Genomic DNA, 21,558 nt, shown 5'->3' on the forward strand with positions numbered 1-21,558 from the left:
GGGCGGCCCTCCGCCCACCATGCGTTTGGTGCCCACCCTACCAGCCCGCGCGCGGGCCCGCCGGATCAGCGCAGATTGCCCGTGTGGCCCAGCGAATACCGACCCGGCTGCGGCCAGACCGTCAGGCCGTGCGGCTCGCCGCCGACCTTGACCTTCTGCATCGCGCCCGTCTTCGTGTCGATGCGGTAGACGACGTCGTCGAAGCGGCCCGACAGCCACAGCCACTTGCCGTCCGCGCTGACATTGCCCATGTCCGGGCTGCCGCCGCCCGGCACGGGCCAGTTGGCGACGATCTTGCCGGTCGCGAAATCGAGCACGGCCACGCTGCCCGGCCCGTTGCGCTTGCCATGGATGCGGTGCGTGCCGCGGCTCGCGATGTACAGGTATTTGCCGTCGCGGCTGGGATACAGGCCGTGGGTGCCGATGCCGGCGGCGATGAAGCCGATCTGCTTGAAGTTGTCGCCGTCGACGACGTGGACGCCGTCCGCGTCCATGTCCGCCACGTAGTAGCGCTTGCCGTCCGGCGAGATGCGGATGTCCTGCGGCATGCCCTTCTTGGCCGTGCAGATCTCGCTGGCGCCCGGCGCCGTGGGATCAGAGCCTTCGCGGAAGCGCGTCGACGGCATCGACAGCTTGAGGTAGCCGAGCACCTTGCGGCTCACCAGGTCGATCTTCGCGAGGCTGCCGTCGAATTCGCACGTGAACAGCGCGTAGCGGCCGTCCATCGAAAAGTCCGCGTGGTTGATGCCGCCGCACTGGGGCACTTCGATCGCGTACTGCATCGCCATCGTGTGCGGATCGCGGAAGTCGAGGCGGTGGCGCGCCTCGGCCACGACGATCGCCGACCTGCCGTCCGGCGTGAAATACATATTGTACGGGTCGTCGACGGCGACGTTCGGCCCCGGCTTGCCCGTGCGCGGATCGATGGGCGTGAGGCTGCCGTCGCCGTGGCGCTCGGCATTGTTCGCCACCCACAGGGTGCGCAGGTCCCACGACGGGATCACGTGCTGCGGGCTGCGGCCCACCTTGAAGGTGTCGACGACCTTCATCGTCGCCGGATCGATGACGCTGACGTCGTTCGAGCGCAGGTTCGGCACGTACACGCGCTCCAGGTCGCCTTTCACGACGGGGCTCAAGTGCGTCGGGCCGATCTCGCTGTACACATTGGTCGGATCGAAGACGGGCGGCATGCCCGGGACGGTCACGACGGGGGCGGGCCTCGCGGCCGGGGCCGGGGCCGCGACCGGCGCCTGCACCTGCGCCGCGCCGGACGCCTCGACCATGCGCGACACGGCGATGCCGCCGGCCAGGACGGACAGTGCCAGTACGGCACCAACGGTAGTTTTGGATGACACGATGGCTATCTACTTTCGATGGGAAGGATTCGGATTCGGTTCGGTCCTGGCTCGGAGAGCGGCGCGGATCGCGGCCACGGAAGCGTCGACGATGCGCGCCACGCCGATGCGGCCCAGTTCGGCCGTCGCGCGGGTCGGATCGCCGTGCACGCCCGCGGCCACGCCGCCATGCGCCGCGGCCGCCACCTGGGCGGGCCGCACGAGCGCCGGATCGACGGCCAGCGACAACGCCGTGTCCGCCAGGCCCGCGTGCGTGCCGATCTCGGCATCGGCAAAGCCGCGCCCCTTCAGGTCCGCATTGAATGCCGTCGTGGCGGCATCGTAATAATCGGTCAACGCATGCGCGCGGCAAGCGCCGCCACGATTCACGCGCGCCGCGGCGCGTTCCTCGTTTTTCTGGTAACCGCCGTGGTCGCCCAGGAAGAACACGTCGCGGATGCCGTGCCGGCACAGGCTCAGCGCGGTGGATTCGAGCAGGGATTCGAATGCGGCGTCGGGGATCGAGATCGTGCCCGCGAACCGCATGTGCGCGGCCGGCGGCGTAATCGACCCTTCCGGCACGTAGGCGACGACGGGCGCGACGACGGCATCGCCGAGCCGGGCCGCGATCCGGCCCGCCAGCACGCGGGCACGGACGTTGTGCTTGCCGAGGACAATGTGCGGGCCGCTCTGCTCGGTGCCGCCGATGGGCACGAGGGCCGTCGTGGTGCCGGCCGCGATGCGATCGCGCAGTTCCGGCGACGTCATGTCTTCGAGGTACACGCCGGCGGCCGGAGCCGCCCATGCGTGCAGGGGGGCGATGAGGGCCAGGCAGGCGATCCCCAACGCCTTGCGACGCCACGAGTTGTGCAACTGATGCATTGATCCGTGTTCCTGATGCTTGCGCGTACGTGGCACGAACGCCGACTCGCCGCGCGACCGATCACCTATTGTAGAGCATAGACATGCGCCGGGCGGGAGGCCCGGGCGGATTTTTTTACGTTTGCGCGCACACTGTCGCGCCGTGACAGCGCAACATATGATACCGGCAATGCGGGACGGACGACGGGACTTGGCAGAGCGACACGCCGCAGGGATGGCGGTCGGCAGTACAATGGCACCGGAGCAAGCAAGACGGAGACGACATGGCACGCAGCGGACTTACGAAATCACAGGTCAAGGAGGCCCGCGACCGCCTGCTGGCGGAAGGCCGCCACCCGTCCGTCGACGCCGTGCGCCACGCGCTGGGCGATTGCGGATCCAAGTCGACCATCCACAAATACCTCAAGGCGCTGCGGACCGAAGAGGGAGACGCGGACCTCGCGCCCGGCATCCGGCGCGAGGACACGGGCCGCGCCCTGCACGCCCTCGTCGACGAACTGGCCGACCGCCTGCACGCCGACTTCGACGAACGCGTGCGCCAGCTCCGCGCCGCGCACGACGAGGCGTTGCGCGAACGCGACCGCGAACTGGCGGAACTGCACAGCACGATCGCCACGCTGACGGCCCGCGTGAAGCAGCTGGAACGGGAAGCTCAATCGGACGTCGACGACGCGCCCCTGCGCCACTGGCAGGGCCGGCAAGGTGTCCAGGACGGGTTCGGCCACTTCGACAGCAGCCTCCTGAATTCGCGCTCGGCCGTGCGCGCCCTCTCGCCGTTCGACATGATCCGGGCCGCCGCGCGCTCGTGACCCGCGCCGCCGATGGGCGTCGTGCGCGGCTGGCCCGGCTATGTCATCACGAAAAAATTGGCTCGAGGAATGCCGCGGGAGCCTTATACTATGCGGGTTATACACTGCGCCGCCCCGCTTGTCGACGACGATCCGGGCCGGGGCGCCGCAACGCCTTTATGGACGACAGCATGAAATCGAACGGCCTCTCCCTCCATCATCCTTTCGCGTTCTGGGCCGGTACGGCCGCCATCGTGGCCGGGGTGCTGGCGCACATTCCGATGTTCGTGTGCGCGTCGCACATGGGCTACCGGATGGTGGGCATGAAGATGGACGCCACGATGCTGGTCGGGATGGGGCTGATCCCGCTCGGGCTGCTGTTGGCGGCGTACGGCCTGATGCCGCGCATGGCACAGCTGCGCCAGGCCACGGCGGCGCGCGGCGGCCTGCACTTCCACGTCGCGGACGGCATCCCGCTGAACCGCCAGCACTGGTATCTCGTCGCCGTGCTCGTGGTCGCGCTGACGATCGACGTGATGAAACCGGCAACCCTCGGCTTCGTCATGCCGGGCATGACCCGCGAATACGGCCTGGCCAAGCAGTCGGCCGGCCTGCTGGCCCTCGTGGCGCTGACGGGGACGACCGTCGGCTCCGTCGTATGGGGCGTCATCGCCGACCGCTTCGGCCGGCGCGCGACGATCCTGCTGTCCGCGCTGATGTTCATCGGCACCTCGATCTGCGGCGCGATGCCGTCGTTTGCGTGGAACCTCGCCATGTGCTTCCTGATGGGCGCGTCGGCCGGCGGCCTGCTGCCCATCACGTTCACGCTGATGGCCGAGATGATCCCGGCCGCGCACCGCGGCTGGCTGCTCGTCGCGCTGGGCGGGCTCGGCAACTCGGCCGGCTACCTGGTCGCCGCCTGGGCCGCGAGCCTGCTCGAGCCGCACTACGGCTGGCGCGTGCTGTGGCTGCTGGGCCTGCCGACGGGCGCCATCATCATCCTGCTCAGCCGCCTGTTGCCGGAATCGCCACGCTTCCTCGCGACCAACGGCCTGCATGCCGAAGCGCGCGCCGTGCTGGCCAAATTCGCCGGCGAGATCGATGCCGACGATGGCGCCGCCGCGGCGCAGTCCGACCGGCGCGCCACCGGCATGCGCGCCTTGCTGCAGGGGGGCTATGCCCCGCTGACGATCGGCATGGGCGTCGCCGGCATCGCCTGGGGCCTGGCCAATTTCGGCTTCCTGCTGTGGCTGCCGACGAATTTGCGTGCGATGGGCATGGACGCCGCCACGGCAACGAGCCTGCTGGCGAAGTCCGCGTTCGTCGCGCTGCCCGGCACGCTCATCGTGATCCGGCTGTACCACCGCTGGAGCACGATCATGACGCTCGTGACCTTCATCGGCCTGTCGTGCGCGAGCCTGCTGGGCTTCTTCCTGCTCGGCTATTTTGACATCGGTTCGACGGCCGCGATGGTCGTGGCGACGGTCGCGCTGCTGGTCTCGGCCAGCGGCGTCATCGCCACCCTGATCCCGTACGCGTCCGAGATCTACCCCGTGCACCTGCGCGCCACCGGCTCCGGCGTCATCGCGGCCGGCTCCAAGCTGGGCGGCATCCTCGGCGCCGGCTTCGGCGTGGTCGGACTATTCGACAACGTGTCGCTGGCGGCGCTCGTGATCGCCGCGCCGATGGCGGCCGCGGCGTTCCTGCTGGCCAGGAGCGGAATCGATACGCGCGGGCGGCGGCTGGAAGAGATCCAGGGGATGCTCGACGGCGCCGCCGAGCCCGCGCATTAGGAACCTGTCCCAGCAGGGTGGCAGGCGCCGCAATCCCTCGAACACGGCCTGGCGGGCGTTGACGCGAACCTTCCGCGGCGCCAGCGGTCGAGAGAAGGATGGACGACACCCGCAAATTGCGATCGACCGGAACCGGTCCGGACTGGGACGTGGACGGGACCGATCCGTTCGACGTCGCGCGCCTGGTGCCCGGCTTCCGGCCTCCCCCGCTGACGGAGGAAACGGCGGCGGCAGCGGCCGCCGCTGACGCGCGCATGCGCCACTGGCGCGATCCCGCCGGCGGTCCGCTCGTGCCCGGCTCCGCCAGGCATGCGGACGCCACCTGCCGGATGTTTCTCGAGACATTCAACCCCTATCGCCCCGCCGTGCTGGACTGGCCCGAGCTGGTCCCGGCCGTACGCGAGCGCATCGTCGCGCTGCCCATCTGGGACATCGCCGTCCGGACCGAAGGCAAGGCGCGGCTGCGCATGGCGGCCTATGCCGGCACGCTGCGCGACCCCGGCATGCGCACCGCCCTCGCGTTGAACGCGTGGGAAGAGCAGCGCCACAAGGAGGTCCTGGCGCGCCTGGTCGCGGCGTACGGCATCGACCTCGCGCCCGAGCCGCCGCCCCCGCTTCCCCGGGACCGTGAATGGGCATATCTCGTCACCGGCTACAGCGAGTGCATCGACAGCTTTTTCGCATTCGGCCTGTTCGCCCTGGCGCGGCAGTCCGGCCTGTTTCCGCCGGAACTCGTCGACACGTTCGAACCCGTGATGCAGGAAGAGTGCCGCCACATCCTCCTGTTCGCCAACTGGGCCGCCTGGCACCGCGCCCGTCTTTCGCCGTGGCGCCGCCTGCGTTTCGAAGCGAGGGTCGCCGCCGTCTGGTGCTTCCTCGCGTGGGAACGCATCGGCCTGGCGCGCGCCGTCGACGCGCCGGGCAGCGCGCACGCACAGGACAACAATTTCACACTGCACGGCGCGCAATCGGTGGCGGACGGCGGCGTCGAACTCCGCGGCCTGCTCGCGCTCTGCCTTGCCGAAAACGACCGCCGCTTCGCCGGCTACGACGAACGGCTGCAGCGCCCGGCGACGATGCCACGGCTGGCCAGGCTCGCGCTGCGCCTGGCCGGGCTGTTCGGACGGAAGCGCTGAGCCGAGGGGTGCGTTTCGTCGAGCTGTATGCGCGTGCGCCCGGCTGCACCCGCCTCGGCAACCATCAATCGAGATACCCTTCCTGCCCGAACCACGCGACCGCTGCCCGCACGCCGGCCATGTACGGCCCAGGCCGATAGCCAAGTTCCCGCTCCGCCTTGGCCGACGAAAAGAACATCCGGTTGCGCGCCATCTTCAAGCCATCCACCGTCAGGAACGGTTCCCGGCCGCTCAGGCGCGCGACTGCCTCGGCCGCGTGCGCCAGCGGCATGAGCGGCGCCGCCGGCAGCCGCAACCGCGGCGGCGCACGCCCGACGAGCTGCGCGATCCCGCCCAGCAGATCGCGCAGCATGACGTTCTGCCCGCCGAGAATGTAGCGCTCGCCCAGCCGCCCGTGCGCCAGCGCGAGCAAATGCCCATGCGCCACGTCCTCGACGTCGACGACGTTCAGCCCCGTCTCCACGAAAGCCGGCATCCGCCCTCGCGCGGCCTCGACGATGATGCGGCCCGTCGGCGTCGGCCGCACGTCGCGCGCGCCGACCGGCGTCGACGGGTTGACGATCACGGCCGGCAAACCGTCCTGCGCGACCATGCGCTCGACCAGCCGCTCGGCCGCCACCTTGCTGCGCTTGTACGCGCCGATGGCGTCGTGCTCGGCCAGCGGCGCGTCCTCCGTGGCCGCCACGGTGGCCGGCCCCACCCGCAGCGTGGCCACGCTGCTGGTGACGACGACGCGCTCGACCCCGGCCGCCAGCGCGGCACGCATCACGGCCTGCGTGCCGTCGACGTTGTTGCGCACGATCTCGCCGGGATCGCGCGCCCACAGCCGGTAATCCGCCGCGACATGCAGCAGGAAACGCGCGCCGGCCAGCGCGCGCCCGACGGCCGCCGCGTCGCGCATGTCGCCTTCCGCCAGTTCCGCGTCCAGTCCGACGAGGTTGCGACGCGGGCTGCCGGCGCGCACCAGGGCACGGACGGCGTAGCCCTCCGCCAGCGCGGCGCGCGCCACCGCGGCGCCGACGAACCCGGCCGCGCCCGTGACCAGCACGAGGTCCCTTCCCGTCACCGCTGCCCCCTCCGGCATCCATCTGCGTCGCATTCTAGGGGTCGTATGCGACCGGCATAACCATTTAGATCAAACAGGTCGCACGAACTTGCGCGCCCGCGCCGACTCCAACCTGCACCGAACGAACACACCGCAGAGAGCCGTCATGCACGTCATCCTTGCCCAGCCGCGCGGATTTTGCGCGGGCGTCGTCCGAGCCATCGAGATCGTCGAGCGCGCGCTCGAGCGGCACGGCGCGCCTGTTTACGTGCGTCACGAAATCGTCCACAACCAGGCCGTCGTGAACGGCCTGCGCGACAAGGGGGCCGTGTTCGTCGAAGACCTGGACGAAGTTCCGCGGCAGGCGGTGGCCGTCTTCAGCGCGCACGGCGTGGCGCGCGCGGTCGAGGCCGACGCGGATGCGCGCGCCCTGCACGTGCTGGACGCCACGTGCCCGCTCGTCGCCAAGGTCCACATCCAGGGTCGGCAATACGCGGCCAGCGGGCGGACGGTGATCCTGATCGGCCATCCCGGCCATCCGGAGGTCGAGGGGACCATGGGGCAGATCGACGGCCGCGTCGTGCTCGTGCGCGACGCGCGCGAAGCGGAGGCGCTCGACCTGCCGGCCGACACGCCGGTCGCCTACGTCACCCAGACGACGCTCAGCGTGGACGACACGCGCGGCGTCATCGCGGCGCTGCGGCGGCGCTTCACGGACATCGTCGGCCCCGACGTGCGCGACATCTGCTATGCCACGCAAAATCGCCAGCGCGCCGTGCGCGACCTGTGCCGCCGGGTCGACGTGCTGCTCGTCGTCGGCGCCCTGAACAGCTCGAACTCGAACCGCCTGCGCGAGATCGGCGCCGAGACCGGCACGCCGACGTGGCTGCTGGCGGACGGCGGCGAGCTCGATCCCGCCTGGGTCGCGGGCGCGGCCGTGGTCGGGATCACGGCCGGCGCCTCCGCGCCCGAAGCCATGGTCGAGCACGTGATCGACGCCCTGCGCGCGCTCGGGCCCGTCGACGTGTCGACGATGGACGGCATCGAGGAACACATCGAATTCCGGCTGCCGCGCGCCCTCGCGGACATGCGGCACGGCGCCGGGCCGTGACGAGGAGACGAGAATGGCGATCCCGCTCCTGCAGAAAACCCTCGTCGGCGCCTACGTGCTGCGCCAGCACCTGGCCGGGGTGCACCGCTATCCGCTCGCGCTGATGCTCGAGCCGCTGTTCCGCTGCAACCTGGCGTGCGCGGGATGCGGCAAGATCGATTATCCGGGCGAGATCCTCGACCAGCGCCTGTCCGTGGACGACTGCCTGGACGCCGTCGACGAATGCGGGGCCCCCGTCGTGTCCATCGCGGGCGGCGAGCCGCTGCTGCACAAGGACATGGCCGCGATCGCCGCCGGCATCGTCGCCCGCCGCAAATTCGTCTACCTGTGCACGAACGCCCTGCTGATGGAAAGAAAACTCGGCGAGTACCGGCCGAGCCCGTTCTTCACGTGGTCCGTCCACCTCGACGGCGACGAAGCCATGCACGACCGCTCCGTCTGTCGTGCGGGCGTGTACCGACGCGCCGTCGCGGCGATCGAGCGGGCCAAGGCGGCGGGCTTCCGCGTCAACGTCAACTGCACGCTGTTCAACGACGCGCAACCGGACCGGGTGGCCGACTTCTTCGACGCATTGAACGACATGGAGGTGGACGGCATCACCGTGTCGCCGGGCTATGCCTACGAGCGCGCCCCGGAGCAGCAGCATTTCCTCACGCGCAGTCGGACGAGGCAATTGTTCCGGGACATATTCGCACGCGGCCAGGGCGGGCGGCGCTGGGGGTTCAGCCAGTCCAGCCTGTTCCTCGACTTCCTCGCCGGGAACCGGACCTACCGCTGCACGCCCTGGGGCAATCCGACCCGTACCGTATTCGGCTGGCAACGCCCGTGCTATCTGCTCGGCGAAGGCTATGCCCGCACGTTCCGCGAACTGATGGACGAGACCGACTGGGATGCCTACGGCACGGGCCGCTACGAAAAATGCGCCGACTGCATGGTGCACAGCGGCTACGAGGCGAGCGCCGTCCGCGACACCCTCGCCCATCCGCTGGCCGCCGCCAGGGTCGCGCTGCGCGGCGTGGCGACGCGCGGACCGATGGCGCCCGACATCCCGCTGCGCGACCAGCGGCCCGCGCAGTACGTGCATGGGCAGCAGGTGGCCGTCCGGCTGGATGAAATCCGCGGCCGCAGGACCGGGACGAGCAGGGGGGCACCGTGATGCCGGCTGCTCCATCCTTCGCGGCCATTGCCGGCACGGCCCTCACGCTGCTGGCGGCACTGTACGCGCTGGCCGCCCTGCTGTGCCGCGGCCGCCTCGGCCTGCACCCGGGGCACGCGGGCAGTACGGACCGCGCGCGCGGCCAAACCGCCTGGGCACCCGTCACCGTGCTCAAGCCCCTGTGCGGCGCCGAGCCGCGGCTGGAAGACAACCTCGCCGGCCTGTGTACGCAAACCCATCCGTGCTACCAGCTCGTGTTCGGCGTCCGCGCGCCGGACGACCCGGCCATCGCCGTCGTCGAGCGGCTCGCACGCCGCTATCCCGCCGTCGACATACGCCTCGTCGTCGATCCGCGCGTGCACGGCAGCAACCTCAAAGTGAGCAACCTGATCAACATGATGGATGCCGCGCGCCATCCCTGGCTCGTGCTGGCCGACAGCGACATCGCCGTCGAACCCGATTACCTGGCCCGCGTGACGGCGCCGCTGGCCGCGCCCGACGTCGGCATCGTCACGTGCCTGTACCATGGACGTCCGCTGGACAACGTCTGGTCCCGCATCGGCGCGCTCTTCGTCGACACGTGGTTCGCCCCGTCCGTGCGGGTGGCGAGCAGCGGCGGCAGCTGTGCGTTCGCATTCGGCGCGACCATCGCCGTCCGCGCGTCCACGCTGCGCGCCGTCGGCGGCGTCGAGGTGCTGAAGAACCGCCTCGCCGACGACTACCGCCTCGGCGAACTCACCCGGAACCTGGGTCTGCGGACCGTCCTGTCCGACGTCTGCGTCGGCACCGACGTGACCGAAGACAGCCTCCGCGCGCTGTGGGCGCGCGAGCGGCGCTGGATGCAGACGATCCGTTCCCTGAACCCGCTCGGCTACGCCTGCTCCTTCGTCACGTTCACCTTGCCGATGCTGGCGCTCGGCGTCGCACTGGCGCCCACTGCGTGGAACGCAACGCTGGCCGTCGCCGGCGGCGCCGCACGCCTCGGCCTCCACTTCCGGCAGCCCGCGCCCGGCGTGCCGCCGCCCGGGCACGCCCGGTACGCGCCGCTCCGCGATTGCCTGCTGCTGGCCGAGTGGCTGAGCGCCTTCGCCGGCACGACGGCGCGCTGGCGCGGGCACCGCCTGCCCATCGATACGCGGTCCGCATCCGTCGCCGACAGGTCCGTCGCGGCGGCGCGGCCATCCTTGCGACAACGGTCATGGACGCCACGACGATGAACACACCGACGACGTCGACACCGATGCAAAAGACCCTGTTCCTGCAGGCGCCCTCGTTCGACGGCTTCGACGGCGGCGCCGGCTCGCGCTACCAGGCGCGGCGCGAAATCCGGTCGTTCTGGTATCCGACCTGGCTGGCCCAGCCGGCCGCCCTCGTGCCCGGCAGCCGCCTGCTCGACGCGCCCGCGGACGGCCTCACCGTCGCGCAGACGCTCGACATCGCGCGGCATTACGAACTCGTGATCGTCCACACGAGCACGCCGTCGTTTCCCGGCGACGTGCGGTTCGCCGGGCTGCTCAAGGATGCGCATCCCGGCATACGCGTCGGCATGGTGGGGGCGAAAGTCGCGGTCGACCCGGGCGGCTCGCTGCGGGCGGGCCCCGCCATCGACTTCGTCGCGCGCGAGGAATTCGATTTCACCTGCCGCGACATCGCCCAGGGCCGGCCGCTGGCGGACGTCGACGGCGTCAGCTGGCGCACTGCCGACGGTGCGATCCGCCACAACCCGCCGCGCGCCATCATTGAGGACATGGACGCGCTGCCGTTCGTCGCTCCCGTCTACCGCCGCGACCTGAACCTCCGCAATTATTTCATCGGCTACCTGAACTACCCCTACGTGTCGCTGTACACGGGACGCGGCTGCCGCTCGCGCTGCACGTTCTGCCTGTGGCCGCAGACCGTCGGCGGGCACCGCTACCGCACCCGGTCGGCCGACAACGTGCTGGCCGAGGTCCGCTGGATCAAGGACAACATGCCCGAAGTGAAGGAAATCATGTTCGACGACGACACGTTCACGGATTTCCGTCCCCGCGCCGAGGAGATCGCGCGCGGCCTGGGGAAATTGGGCGTGACGTGGTCGTGCAATGCGAAAGCGAACGTGCCTTACTCGACGCTCAAGGTGATGAAGGAAAATGGACTGCGGCTGCTGCTGGTGGGCTACGAGTCCGGCGACGACCAGATCCTCCTGAACATCAAGAAGGGCTTGCGGACGGACATCGCGCGCCGCTTCGCCGCCGACTGCCGGGCGCTCGGCATCACGGTGCACGGCACCTTCATCCTCGGCCTGCCCGGCGAGACGCGGGAGACGATTGCGAAGTCGATCGCGTTCGCGAAGGAAATCAACCCGCACACGATCCAGGTCTCGCTGGCCGCGCCGTACCCGGGCACCCGGCTGTACGAACAGGCGCTGCAAAACGACTGGATTCCGGCGCACAAGACGATCCCCCTCGTCGACGGCAGCGGCGTGCAGCTGGCCGCCCTCAGCTATCCGCACCTGTCGCGCGACGAGATCTACCATGGCGTGGAGCAGTTTTACCGGAGCTTTTACTTCCGCCCATCCAAGATCTGGGAAATCGTCAGCGAGATGCTGCGCAGCCGGGACATGACCCGGCGCCGCCTGCGCGAAGGGGTCGAGTTCTTTCACTTCCTGCGCGCCCACGGCGCCTCGCAGTCATGAACGCCGGCACGCCGCGCATGCGCATGGCGCCGGGGCCGGGCCTCGTCGTGACCGCCGACGACTTCGGCCTGCACCCGACCGTGAACGAGGCCGTCGAACGGGCGCACACGGACGGCATCCTGACGGCCGCCAGCCTGATGGTCGGCGCACCCGCCGCCCGCGACGCGATCGCGCGCGCACGCGCGCTGCCGCGACTGCGCGTCGGGCTGCACCTCGTCCTGGCCGACGGCCCTGCCGTGCTGCCGCCGCGGGCGATCCCCGACCTCGTCGACGAACGCGGACACTTCGGCAACCGCATGGCGCGCGCCGGCGTGCGCTTCTTTTGCCTGCCGCGCGTGCGCCGGCAGCTCGCGCTGGAGATCCGCGCGCAGTTCGAAGCATTCGCCGCCAGCGGCCTGGCGCTCGACCACGTCAACGCGCACAAGCATTTCCACTTGCATCCGACGATCCTGTCGTTCATCCTCCGTATCGGCCGCGCGTTCGGCCTGCGCGCCGTGCGGCTGCCGCGCGAGACGGGGCCGCCGGCGCCGCCATGGCTGCGTCCGTGGCTGGCGCTGCTCGCCGCGCGGCTGGACGCCGCAGGCATCGCCCACAACGATTACGTGGCCGGCATCCGCCAGTCGGGCCGCTTCGACGAACCGGCCCTGCTGGCCGCGCTGCGCCGCCTGCCGGCAACGGGCGTCGGCGAGCTCTATCTGCACCCCGCGCTCGACTCGGGTGCGGCGATTGCGCCGTCCATGCGAGGCTACCGGCACCTGGACGAATTCGCCGCCCTCGTTTCGCCGCGCGTGCGGGCCGCGTGCGACGCGTTGCGCGCGCAAGGCTGGCGCTTCGGCGGGTTTGCCGACTTCGCCGCAACGCCCGCCGCCCCGCGCGCCGGTGCGCCCGCTGCGTCCGGCGCGTCCGCCGCCGCCATCGGCCGCGCGCCGCCATGAGCCGCAACCGCGGAATGGGCCGGCTGGCGTGGGCAACGTCCGCCGCCGGCCTCGCGCTGTTCGCCGCGCTCATCGTCGCCGAGGGCGGGCCGGGCATCGTGGAGGCGCTCCGGCGCGCGGGATGGGCGTTGCTGCTGGTCGTGCCGGCCCGCGTCGTCACGCAGGCACTCGACGTGCGCGCGTGGCGGCTGCTGCTCGAGCCGTTCGATCCCGGCGGCGCGGCCGGGCCGGGGTTCCTGCTGTGGGTCGCGTTCGTGCGCGAGGCCGTCAATCGGCTGCTGCCGGTGGCGGGCATCGGCGGCGAAGTGGTCGGCGTGAGGCTCGCGTGCCGGCGGATTCCGGACACGGCTGCCGTGGCGGCCAGCGTCGTCGTCGAAGTGCTGATGACGATCGCCGTGCTCTACGTGTTCTGCGGGCTGGGCGCCGTGCTGATGCTGGGGCTCGCCGGGAAGGCGGGACAGGTGGGCGTCGTCGCGGCGGCGCTGGCGTTGTCGCTGCCGCTGCCGCTGCTCGCGGGGTGGTGGCTGGCGCGCGGGACACCGTTCGCGCGGCTCGAACGATGGATGCGGGGGCTGCTCGGGTCGCAAAACCTGATGGCGCTGCACCTGGACGGCGTGCACATCGACGCCGGCGTCAAGCGGCTGTTCGGCGAGCACGGCCGGCTCGCGCGGGCGGCGCTGTGGTCGCTGCTGGCCTACGTGCTGGGCACGTTCGAGACGTGGTTTGCGCTGACCCTGCTCGGCCACCCGGTCGGCGTGCGGGCGGCGCTGGCCATCGAGGCGCTGACCCAGGCCGTGCGCCACGCCGGCTTCATGGTGCCCGCCGGCCTGGGTGTGCAGGAAGCGGCCGTGCTGCTGTTCGGCCAGCTGGCCGGCGTGGGCGGCGACGTGGCGCTGGCGCTGGCGCTCGTCAAGCGGATGCGCGAGATCGTCACGGGCGTGCCGGCCCTCGTCTCGTGGCACTGGGTCGAACTGCGACGTCCGCGCCGCCCCCTCAAGGTCCGCGATTATGAGCCGCCAGGTATCTGATCAAGCCATCGATACCGTCAAGCGCCAGCCGGGCCGCGAATTGCCGGCGATACACCTGGATCATCCACGCGCCCATCATGTTGATGTCGTAGATCTTCCAGCCGGCGGCCGTGCGGCGCATGCGGTAGTCGATCGGCATCGTGTCGCCGCCCGTGACCACGGTGGTCCTGACGACGGCGTCGTCGGCATTCGCGGCGGGACGGGCGGCGGGCGCGTAGCGGAATTGCGTGCCGTCCTGCTGGAGCTGCGTCAGCTGGATGGCGTAAGTGCGCGCCAGCAGGGTCTGGAATTCGCGGTACAGGGCGTCTCGCTGGGCCGGCGTCGCCTTCTCCCACGCGGCGCCGACGGCGTACTGCGTCGTCAGCATGAAGTCGGTGGACGGCAGGAAGTCGCGGCGCACGATCTGCAACGTGCGTTCGGGATCGCCGGCGCGCGCGGCGGGGTCGTTGCGGATTGCGTTCATGACCTTGTCGATGGTGCCCTTGAGCATTTGTTCCGGCGCGCGCGTGTCGATCTGCTGGGCATGGGCCGCGGGCGCGATGGACAGGGCGAGCGTCAGCAAGGCAATGGTCGGTTTCATGGGGATTCCCGTTCGGCACAAGCGTATGACCGTCGGCCTGCCCGAAGTGTTCCCGCCGCCCTTGTTCCTTTCGCGAGACGCCGCCGGCAAGAAAGAGGGCGAGGCGCGTCCATCCAAGTGTGCAGGCGGACGTTCTCCGGTCTAATGGACGGAATCCGGTGCCCGCCATGACCAACCAGATCGCCAGGCTCGTCCATCTGTCGTGCCGCCATCCGTGGGCGGTCGTCGGGATGTTCGCGCTGCTGGTGCTTGCCTCCGGCCTTTATGTCGCGCGCCATTTCGCCATCAATACGGACGTCGGGCAGTTGATCGACGCGGATGCGCCGTGGGCCCGGCGCGACGCCGCCATCGCCGCCGCGTTCCCGAACCGGGGCGACACGACGCTCGCCGTCGTGCGCGCCCCGGCGCCCGAGTTCGCGGCGCAGGCCGCGCGCGAGCTGGCCGGCCGGCTGCGGCGCGAGCCCGCCCTGTTCCGTTCGGTCAGCCTCGGCCCCGGGTCGGATTTCTTCCGCCGCGCGGGCCTGCTCTACCTCGACGTGCCGGATGTGAACGCGCTGACGGCCCGGCTCGTCGACGCGCGCCCGCTGCTCGACGCCCTCGCGCGCGGCCCGTCGCTGCGCGGCCTCGCGAACCTGCTGTCGGTCACGCTGGGCACGCCGCTGCTGACGGGCCAGGTGACGCTCGCGCGGCTGGCGCCGCTGCTGGCGCGCAGCGCCGCCACGGTGGAAGCCGCCCTCGCCGGGCGGCCCGCCGCCCTGTCCTGGCAACGCCTGGCCGACACGGCGGCGCCCGCCACCGAAGCCGGCCTCGTGGAAGTCAGGCCCGTGCTCGACTACCGCGCCCTGCTGCCGGGCGCCGCGTCGAGCGCCGCGATCCGCGCCGCCGCCGCCGACCTGCGCCTCGCCGACCGCTACGGGGCGCACGTCGCGCTGACGGGGCCGGTGCCGCTGTCCGACGACGAATTCGCTTCGCTGCAGGAAGGGTCGCCGCTTGTCGGCGCGATCCCCGTCGCGATCGTGCTCGTGCTGCTGTGGCGCGCGCTGCGCTCGGTGCCGCTCGTGCTCGCGCTGTGCGCGACGATGCTGGGCGGGCTCGCGCTGACGGCCGCGCTGGGCCTCATGATGGTGGGTGCGCTGAACCTGATCTCGATCGCGTTCGCGATCCTGTTCGTGGGCCTGGGCATCGACTTCGGCATCCAGTTCGGCATGCGCTTCCGCGAACTGCGGCGCATCCGGCCCGGCACCGCCACGGCGCTGCTGGCGACGGCCCGCGCGCTCGCGCTGCCGCTCACGCTCGCGGCGGCGGCCACCGCGTTCGGCTTCCTCGCGTTCCTGCCGACCGCGTACCGCGGCGTCGCCGAGCTGGGGCAGATCGCGGGCGTCGGCATCCTGTGCGTCGCCCTGCCCGCCTGCCTGACGGTGTTGCCGGCGCTGATCCGCCTCGCCGATCCGCCGGCCGGCGCGCTGGCGCCCGGCTACCCGTGGCTGGCGCGTGTCGACCGCGCGCTGCAGGCCCACCGCAAGGCCGTGCTCGCCGTCACCCTGGCGCTCGTCATCGGCGGCATCCCCCTGCTGTGGCGCCTCGAGTTCGACTTCGATCCGCTGCACCTTAAAAATCCCGGCAGCGAGTCGATGGCGACCCTGGCGTCCCTCGCCCGGGGCACCGACATCGGCCTCGACAACGTGCAGGTGCTCGCGCCGTCGCTCGCGCAGGCGGCCGCGCTCGCCGCGCGGCTGGAACGGCTGCCCGACGTGGCGCATGCGCTGACGGCGGCGAGTCTCGTGCCCGACCATCAGCCGGAAAAACTGGCCGCCATCGGCGCCGCCGCCGCGCGCCTGCTGCCGCTGCTCGACCGGCCGCCCGCCGCGCCGGCCGCGGACCCGCAACGCGTGGCGGCCCTGCGCACGGCCGCGCTGTCGCTGCACGATGCGGCGCTCGACCATCCGGGACCGGGCGCGGCCGACGCGGCGCGGCTCGCGCGGGCCCTGGCCGCGCTGGCGCGCGCCGGGCCAGGCGTGCGCGACCGCGCCGACCATGCACTGGCCGGTCCGCTGCGGCTCGCGCTGGACGGCTTGCGCCTGGCGCTGCGGCCGCAACCCGTGACGCTCGCGGCGCTCCCCGCCGCGCTGCGCCGCGACTGGATCGCGCCGGACGGCCGCGCGCTCGTCGACGTCAGCCCCCGGCGGCCGGCGGGCACGGACCTCGGCGGCGACGGCCGGCTGGGACGCTTCGCCGACGCCGTGCTGCGCATCGCGCCTCAGGCTGCCGGCGGCCCGATCTCCGTGCGCCACGCGGCGGACCTGATCGTCCGCGCCTTCGTGCAGGCCGCGCTGCTCGCCGTCGCGACGATCGCGCTGCTGCTGTGGATCGCGTTCCGGCGCTTCGGCGACGTGCTGCTGACGATGGTGCCGCTGCTCGTGTCGAGCCTCGCCACGCTCGAGGCCTGCGTCCTCCTGGGCATCCACCTGAATTTCGCCAACATCATCGCCTTGCCGCTGCTGCTCGGCGTCGGCGTCGCCTTCAAGATTTATTACATCATGGCCTGGCGCGCGGGCCAGCCGGCCCGGCTGGAACATCCGCTCACGCAAGCCATCGTCCTCAGCGCGGCCACCACCGGCACCGCGTTCGGCAGCCTGTGGCTGTCGCACCATCCCGGCACGGCCAGCATGGGCAAGCTGCTCGTGCTGGCGCTCGCCTGCACGCTGGTCGGCGCCGTGTTCTTCCAGCCCGTGCTGCTGGGCCAGCCCCGCCCGCCGCCCCCCTCTTCCTGAACGAGGACCGCCATGCCACGATGCCAAGCCTGCCGACGCGCCCTGGCCGCGCTGCCGCTCATGATCCTGTGCGGCTGCGCGACGGGCCCGCAACGCGATCCGGACGATCCGCTGGAGCCCCTGAACCGCGCCACGTTCCAGTTGAACGACACGCTCGACCGCCACATCGCGCAGCCGGTCGCGCGCGGGTACAACCGGGTCGTGCCGCATCCTGTGCGCACGGCCGTCGACAATGTCTTCTCGAACCTGGGCGACGTGACGGTGATGCTCAACGACTTCGCCCAGCTGCGCCTGATGGACGGCATGAACGACCTGATGCGCGTTGCCGTCAATTCCACGCTTGGCCTGCTGGGCGTGCTCGACATCGCGACGCCGGCCGGCATCGCCAAGCGCGACCAGGACTTCGGCCTGACCCTGGGCCACTACGGCGTGCCCGCCGGTCCGTACCTCGTGCTGCCGCTGTTCGGCCCCAGCACGTTCCGCGACGCGGCCGGCTTCGGCGTCGACCAATACGCCGCCCCGGCCAGCTGGACGCGGCCCGCCGTGCGCAACACCTTGTGGGGCGTCGACTTCGTCAGCACGCGGGCCCGTTACCTGAACGCGACGAATCTGCTGGAGCAGGCCGCCCTCGACCGCTACCTGTTCGTGCGCGACGCCTACCTGGGACGGCGCCGCGCCCTCCTGGAACAGGGCAAGGAAGCGCCGCTGCCGAACTACGGCAACGAGGAGGCCGGTCCGGGCAAATGACGGCGTCTCGTCACAGGGCCGGCATGGACAGGGCCAAGTCCACGCCGAGCCGGGCGCGGGCAAGCCGCAACGCCCGCCGCGCCACCCACGCGTCGCGCGCCAGCGCGCACAGGGCGGCGATCTGCCCCGGCTCCCCGGCGAGCGCGCGCAGCACGGGCCACAGCGCGCCGGCGCCGCCGGTCTCCAGGCCGGCCAGCGCACAGGCGGGCACGGTGCGCCAGGCGGGGTCGAGCACGACGCGGCAGGCCGCGAACGGCAGGCCGTGGCGCCGCGCCGCCAGCGCGGCCGCATGCGATTCCATGTCGGCGGCGACGGCGCCGGACGCACGCCACAGCCGCGCCTTGGCGGCGGGGCTCGCGAGCGGCGCGTCGACCCCGGCCAGCGCCGCCGCGTGCGCACCCGGCAGGCGGCCCAGCAGCGCGCCGGCCCAGTCCGGATCGGCCGCGACGGGCCCGTCCGGCGTCAGCACGCCCATGGCGACGACGCAGGTGCCGCCGGCAAGCTGCGGGTCCAGGCCGCCGGCGCAGCCGAAGCTGATGATGCCGGCCCAGCGCGGCCCGGCCGGGTCGGCGAGGACGGCGTGGAGCCGGTGCGCGACCCGCCACGGCCCCGGCCCGCACACGGTCGCGACGCCGGGCCCGGCCGCGATCGCCGCCTCGAACGGCATCCCGCACACGGCCAGCACGCGCGGGGCCGGCGCGCCGTCCACGGCTCACATCCCGAACGCCACGCGGCCGCTTCCGCCCGCGCGCAGATTGCGGTAGCGGGCCAGCGCCCACAGCGGGAAATAGCGGGCGTAGCCGTGGTAGCGCAGGTAGAACACGCGGGGAAATCCGGTGGCCGTGTGCTGCGGTTCGTCCCACAGGCCGTCCGCGCGCTGGCGGTCGACGAGCCAGGCGATGCCGCGCGCGACGGCCGGAGAGTCGACGGCGCCGGCCGCCATCAGGCCCAGCAGCGCCCACGCCGTCTGCGATGCCGTCGACGGCGCCCACGCGTGGCCGGCGTAGTCGAGCCGGTAGCTGTCGCCGCCCTCGCCCCAGCCGCCGTCCGGATTCTGGACGTAGGCGAGCCAGCGGGCGGCCCGCGCGACGGGCGGCGCCGAGGGCGGCAGCCCGGCGGCGGCCAGCGCGCACAGGGCGCACCAGGTGCCGTAGACATAATTGACGCCCCACCGCCCATACCAGCTGCCGTTCCTTTCCTGCCGGCGCAGCAGCCAGCCCAGCGCCCGCGCGGCCGGCGCGCGGCGCCGCGCGCAGGCGCCCGGCTCCAGCTGGGCGAGCATGGACAGGCAGCGGGCCGACACGTCCGCCGTCGGCGGATCGAGCAGCGCGCCGTGGTCGGCGAACGGGATGTGGTTCAGGTAATGGTGCGTGTTGTCGGCCTCGAACGCGCCCCAGCCGCCGCCGCGGCTCTGCATGCCGACGATCCATTCGCGGGCGCGGGCGACGGCGGCGTCGTACCGGTCCGGCACGGGCTGCGGTTCGAGGTGCGACGCGCGGTGCATCGCCATCGCCACGACGGCCGTGTCGTCGACGTCGGGATAGCAGGCGTTTTCGTACTGGAACGCCCAGCCGCCGGGGCGCACGCCGGGCCGGCGCGCCGCCCAGTCGCCGGGCGTGTCGAGGATCTGCAGCGGCAGCAGCCAGTCGAGGCCGCGGCGCGCCGCGTCGACGGCCGCGGGCACGCCCGTTTCCAGCAGCGCATGGCACATCAGCGCCGTGTCCCACACGGGCGACAGGCAGGGCTGGCAATACGCTTCGTCGCCGCGGTCGACGAGCAGGCGGTCGACGGCGCGCCGGGCGACGCCGGCCTCCGGTGCGCCGAGCACGTCGAGCATCTGCACGGCATTGACCATGGCTGGGAAGATGCCGCCCAGGCCGTGTTCGCCGTTCAGGCGCGCCCGCACGAACGCGGCCGCCTGCTCGAGCGCGCGCCGGCGCACGCGCGCGGGCACGCGCGGCGCGAGCAGCCGCAGCTGCGCCTCGACGGCGCGGAACAACCCGAACCACAGGCGGTCCTGGTGCGGCGCGCGCGGCGCGAGGCCCAGTCCCTCCGGCGGCGCGAGGAACAGCTCGCGAACACCCATGTCGCGCGGATTTTTCGCGCGCGGCCGCAACGCGCCCAGCACGAGCAGCGGCGTGAGCACGGTGCGCGTCCAGTACGACACCTTGGCCAGGTGGAACGGCGACCAGCGGGGCAGCAGCGCGATTTCCACCGGCATCACGGGCACGGCCGTCCACGGCATCTCGCCGAACAGCGCGAGCAGCATGCGCGTGAAGACATTGCTCTTCTCGGCGCCGCCGTGGGCCCGGATCGCGTCCCGGGCCCGCGCCATGTGCGGGGCGTCCGGTGGATCGCCGATCATCTTGAGGGCGAAATACGCCTTCACGCTGGCGCTCGGATCGAACGCGCCGCCGTGGAACAGCGGCCAGCCGCCGTGCTCGCCCTGGCGGCGGCGCAGGTAGCGGGCGATCTTGCGTTCCAGTGCGGCATCGGGCGTTTCGCCCAGATAGTGCACCATCAGCACGTATTCGGCCGGGATGGTGACGTCCGCTTCCAGTTCGTAGACCCAGTGGCCGTCCGGACGCTGGTCGGCCAGCAGGGCCGCGAGCGCCCCGTCGATGGCGCCCTGCAGGCGGGCGCGCGCCGTCCGCGTCCGCTCCGCCTCGATGGCGCCGGCCTGGGCCGTGGCACGGAATGTCTCGTAACGCATGCTCCACCTCCCGTGGCTACAGGAACAGATGCCGCAGCACGATGCCGGCGCGTTCCAGCCGTCCCAGCTTGACGGCGGCGCGCGGACCGGCCCAGCCGCGCGCCGCCAGCCGGGCCAGCAGCGCCCCGTACACGGCGCCCATCAGCCGCGGCGCGCGGCCGGCGGCACCAACGTGGCCGCGCAGGACGAAATCGGCGGCCGCGTAGTGCCGCCGCGCCTGGGCGGCCAGGTCGACGCAGGCGCGGGGCAGCGCCGGATGCGCGGCGATCTCGCCCGCGCCCGCCGCGCACACACGGGGTTCGACGCCGGCCGCCAGCAGGAGTTCGCGCGGCACGTAGGCGCGGCCGACAGCGGCGTCCTCGTCGACGTCGCGCAGAATGTTCGTCAGTTGCAGCGCGCGGCCCAGGTGGTGGGCGAGCAGCAGCCCGTCGTCGCGCGGCAGGCCGAACACCCGCACGGACAGCCGGCCCACGGCCGCGGCCACCCGGTCGCAGTACAGGTCGAGCGTGTCCGCCGGCGGCGCGCAGAGGGGCCGGTCCTGCGCGTCCATCAGCATGCCGTCGATGACGGCGCGGAAGTCGGCGCGGGCCAGGCCGTAGGCCGCGATGTGCGGCGCCAGCGCGCGCAGCCGCGGCGGGCACGCGCCATCGTAGGCCGCGTCGACGTCGGCCCGCCACCGCTGCAGCGCGGCGCGGCGCTCCGGGGGCGGTGCGGGTCCGTCGGCGATGTCGTCGACGGCGCGGCAGAACGCGTGGAGCGCGAACATCGCCGCGCGCCGGTCGGCCGGCAGGAAGCGCATGGCGATGCCGAACGAGCTGGCGGGCGCGCGGGCCGCCACGCCCGGGAGCTGAGTGACGTCGGGCAT

18 protein-coding genes are annotated in these 21,558 nt (G+C 72.1%); 11 read left to right on the forward strand and 7 right to left on the reverse strand.

Annotation, left to right across the window (positions count from 1 at the left end; translation table 11 throughout):
- Positions 1 to 65: 65 nt before the first annotated feature.
- Both ISF28_RS23555 and ISF28_RS23560 read right to left on the reverse strand, forming a co-directional pair.
- Positions 66 to 1,283, reverse strand: coding sequence for a YVTN family beta-propeller repeat protein (locus ISF28_RS23555; protein WP_198119654.1), 1,218 nt, complete (start codon positions 1,281 to 1,283; stop codon positions 66 to 68).
- An 81-nt stretch (positions 1,284 to 1,364) separates the two neighbouring features.
- Positions 1,365 to 2,216, reverse strand: coding sequence for a creatininase family protein (locus ISF28_RS23560; protein ID WP_198119607.1), 852 nt, complete (start codon positions 2,214 to 2,216; stop codon positions 1,365 to 1,367).
- Positions 2,217 to 2,479: 263 nt separating this feature from the next.
- Here ISF28_RS23560 and ISF28_RS23565 point away from each other — a divergent pair, with 263 nt between their 5' ends.
- From ISF28_RS23565 to ISF28_RS23575, 3 genes are all read left to right on the forward strand, one after another.
- Positions 2,480 to 3,025, forward strand: a complete 546-nt coding sequence (locus ISF28_RS23565) for a DNA-binding protein (protein WP_198119608.1) — start codon at positions 2,480 to 2,482, stop codon at positions 3,023 to 3,025.
- Positions 3,026 to 3,195: 170 nt separating this feature from the next.
- The gene (locus ISF28_RS23570) at positions 3,196 to 4,797 is read left to right on the forward strand and encodes an MFS transporter (protein ID WP_198119609.1); all 1,602 of its coding nucleotides are present in this window, start codon (positions 3,196 to 3,198) and stop codon (positions 4,795 to 4,797) included.
- Between the two features lie 98 nt (positions 4,798 to 4,895).
- Entirely contained in the window at positions 4,896 to 5,933 is a 1,038-nt protein-coding gene (locus tag ISF28_RS23575) for a ferritin-like domain-containing protein (RefSeq protein ID WP_229519327.1), read from the forward strand.
- Between the two features lie 64 nt (positions 5,934 to 5,997).
- On the opposite strand, the gene hpnA is transcribed toward ISF28_RS23575, so the two are convergent.
- The gene (gene hpnA, locus ISF28_RS23580) at positions 5,998 to 7,032 is read right to left on the reverse strand and encodes a hopanoid-associated sugar epimerase (protein ID WP_229519328.1); all 1,035 of its coding nucleotides are present in this window, start codon (positions 7,030 to 7,032) and stop codon (positions 5,998 to 6,000) included.
- A gap of 112 nt (positions 7,033 to 7,144) precedes the next feature.
- Between hpnA and ispH the strand changes: the two genes are divergently transcribed.
- The 6 genes from ispH to ISF28_RS23610 are packed head-to-tail and all read left to right on the forward strand — an operon-like array spanning position 7,145 to position 13,882.
- Positions 7,145 to 8,089: a 4-hydroxy-3-methylbut-2-enyl diphosphate reductase gene (gene ispH, locus ISF28_RS23585; protein WP_198119610.1), complete on the forward strand. Its 945-nt coding sequence runs from the start codon at positions 7,145 to 7,147 to the stop codon at positions 8,087 to 8,089.
- Between the two features lie 13 nt (positions 8,090 to 8,102).
- Complete coding sequence (hpnH, locus tag ISF28_RS23590) at positions 8,103 to 9,245, forward strand: adenosyl-hopene transferase HpnH (RefSeq protein ID WP_198119611.1); 1,143 nt, start codon at positions 8,103 to 8,105, stop codon at positions 9,243 to 9,245.
- The gene (hpnI, locus tag ISF28_RS23595; protein WP_198119612.1) at positions 9,245 to 10,462 is read left to right on the forward strand and encodes a bacteriohopanetetrol glucosamine biosynthesis glycosyltransferase HpnI; all 1,218 of its coding nucleotides are present in this window, start codon (positions 9,245 to 9,247) and stop codon (positions 10,460 to 10,462) included. Before hpnH ends, hpnI begins: the two co-directional genes overlap by 1 nt.
- 23 nt (positions 10,463 to 10,485) lie before the next feature.
- Positions 10,486 to 11,919 carry a hopanoid biosynthesis associated radical SAM protein HpnJ gene (gene hpnJ / locus ISF28_RS23600; RefSeq protein ID WP_198119657.1) on the forward strand — a complete coding sequence of 478 codons (1,434 nt, stop codon included), beginning with the start codon at positions 10,486 to 10,488 and terminating at the stop codon, positions 11,917 to 11,919.
- A gap of 23 nt (positions 11,920 to 11,942) precedes the next feature.
- On the forward strand, positions 11,943 to 12,854 hold the full coding sequence (gene hpnK / locus ISF28_RS23605; protein WP_370663491.1) for a hopanoid biosynthesis-associated protein HpnK: 912 nt from the start codon (positions 11,943 to 11,945) through the stop codon (positions 12,852 to 12,854).
- Positions 12,851 to 13,882 carry a lysylphosphatidylglycerol synthase domain-containing protein gene (locus ISF28_RS23610; RefSeq protein ID WP_229519330.1) on the forward strand — a complete coding sequence of 344 codons (1,032 nt, stop codon included), beginning with the start codon at positions 12,851 to 12,853 and terminating at the stop codon, positions 13,880 to 13,882. Before hpnK ends, ISF28_RS23610 begins: the two co-directional genes overlap by 4 nt.
- On the opposite strand, the gene ISF28_RS23615 is transcribed toward ISF28_RS23610, so the two are convergent.
- A complete protein-coding gene (locus tag ISF28_RS23615) occupies positions 13,848 to 14,462 on the reverse strand; it encodes an MlaC/ttg2D family ABC transporter substrate-binding protein (protein WP_198119613.1) in 615 nt (204 codons plus the stop codon). The genes ISF28_RS23610 and ISF28_RS23615 overlap by 35 nt on opposite strands.
- A gap of 167 nt (positions 14,463 to 14,629) precedes the next feature.
- Between ISF28_RS23615 and hpnN the strand changes: the two genes are divergently transcribed.
- Both hpnN and ISF28_RS30695 read left to right on the forward strand, forming a co-directional pair.
- Positions 14,630 to 17,233, forward strand: a complete 2,604-nt coding sequence (gene hpnN, locus ISF28_RS23620; protein WP_198119614.1) for a hopanoid transporter HpnN — start codon at positions 14,630 to 14,632, stop codon at positions 17,231 to 17,233.
- A gap of 12 nt (positions 17,234 to 17,245) precedes the next feature.
- Positions 17,246 to 17,980: an MlaA family lipoprotein gene (locus ISF28_RS30695; RefSeq protein WP_229519331.1), complete on the forward strand. Its 735-nt coding sequence runs from the start codon at positions 17,246 to 17,248 to the stop codon at positions 17,978 to 17,980.
- Positions 17,981 to 17,990: 10 nt separating this feature from the next.
- On the opposite strand, the gene ISF28_RS30700 is transcribed toward ISF28_RS30695, so the two are convergent.
- From ISF28_RS30700 to hpnD, 3 genes are read right to left on the reverse strand one after another with little or no spacing between them, the layout of a single operon-like run.
- Positions 17,991 to 18,689 (reverse strand): phosphorylase family protein, encoded by a 699-nt coding sequence (locus ISF28_RS30700; protein ID WP_370663489.1) that lies wholly within the window; start codon positions 18,687 to 18,689, stop codon positions 17,991 to 17,993.
- Between the two features lie 3 nt (positions 18,690 to 18,692).
- Complete coding sequence (shc, locus tag ISF28_RS23630; RefSeq protein ID WP_198119615.1) at positions 18,693 to 20,693, reverse strand: squalene--hopene cyclase; 2,001 nt, start codon at positions 20,691 to 20,693, stop codon at positions 18,693 to 18,695.
- A 16-nt stretch (positions 20,694 to 20,709) separates the two neighbouring features.
- Entirely contained in the window at positions 20,710 to 21,558 is an 849-nt protein-coding gene (gene hpnD, locus ISF28_RS23635; protein WP_198119616.1) for a presqualene diphosphate synthase HpnD, read from the reverse strand.

The sequence above is a fragment of the Massilia rhizosphaerae genome (assembly GCF_016093545.1).
Lineage (GTDB): Bacteria > Pseudomonadota > Gammaproteobacteria > Burkholderiales > Burkholderiaceae_D > Telluria > Telluria rhizosphaerae.